This is a genomic window from Heliomicrobium undosum (genome assembly GCF_009877425.1).
GTDB classification, from domain to species: Bacteria; Bacillota; Desulfitobacteriia; order Heliobacteriales; family Heliobacteriaceae; genus Heliomicrobium; species Heliomicrobium undosum.
In genome coordinates this window covers 1-769 of sequence record NZ_WXEY01000061.1, presented here as the reverse complement: position 1 = coordinate 769, position 769 = coordinate 1, and the positions used below count along the sequence as shown (strand labels likewise).

7 tRNA genes are annotated in these 769 nt (G+C 53.4%); all 7 read left to right on the top strand.

Going from position 1 to position 769, the window contains the following annotated elements:
- Nucleotides 1-114 precede the first annotated feature (114 nt).
- Nucleotides 115-208: transfer RNA gene (locus tag GTO91_RS17615), tRNA-Ser, on the top strand.
- Between the two features lie 6 nt (nucleotides 209-214).
- Nucleotides 215-291: transfer RNA gene (locus tag GTO91_RS17610), tRNA-Pro, on the top strand.
- A 10-nt stretch (nucleotides 292-301) separates the two neighbouring features.
- Nucleotides 302-375 (top strand) — tRNA-Gly (locus GTO91_RS17605).
- A gap of 14 nt (nucleotides 376-389) precedes the next feature.
- Nucleotides 390-465, top strand: a tRNA-His gene (locus tag GTO91_RS17600).
- Nucleotide 466: 1 nt separating this feature from the next.
- Nucleotides 467-541: transfer RNA gene (locus GTO91_RS17595), tRNA-Cys, on the top strand.
- A gap of 9 nt (nucleotides 542-550) precedes the next feature.
- A tRNA-Val gene (locus GTO91_RS17590) sits at nucleotides 551-627 on the top strand.
- Nucleotides 628-630: 3 nt separating this feature from the next.
- Nucleotides 631-706 (top strand) — tRNA-Phe (locus GTO91_RS17585).
- The last annotated feature ends 63 nt before the right edge of the window (nucleotides 707-769 follow it).

Genomic DNA, 769 nt, shown 5'->3' with positions numbered 1-769 from the left:
GAAATCGTGTATGATATAATTCCTCTGTGCGGTTTTTAAGGGGCAAACCCTTAAAACAAACGATAAGTATGGTCACTTGCCTTGTATTGCTAATATGATAAGGCAGAGACGTACGGAGAGATGGCCGAGTTGGTCGAAGGCGCACGATTGGAAATCGTGTAGGCGGGCAAAACCTGTCTCAAGGGTTCGAATCCCTTTCTCTCCGCCATTCCATCGGGGTGTAGCTCAGTTTGGTAGAGCGCCTGCTTCGGGAGCAGGAGGCCGCACGTTCAAGTCGTGTCACTCCGACCATTCAACACATGCGGGTGTAGCTCAATGGTAGAGCTCTAGCCTTCCAAGCTAGCTACGTGGGTTCGATTCCCATCACCCGCTCCATTCAAACCAATATGGTGGCTGTGGCGAAGTGGTCAACGCACCGGATTGTGGCTCCGGCACTCGTGGGTTCAAGTCCCATCAGCCACCCCATGGCGGCATGGCCAAGTGGTAAGGCAAAGGTCTGCAAAACCTTTATTCCCCAGTTCGAATCTGGGTGCCGCCTCCAAAATATTTCGGGCGATTAGCTCAGATGGTTAGAGCGCTTGCTTGACATGCAAGAGGTCAGCGGTTCGATTCCGTTATCGCCCACCATCTGCCTCGGTAGCTCAGTCGGTAGAGCAGAGGACTGAAAATCCTCGTGTCGGTGGTTCGATTCCGCCCCGAGGCACCATATCACGGAGGGATTCCCGAGTGGCTAAAGGGAGCAGACTGTAAATCTGCCGGCTCTGCCTTC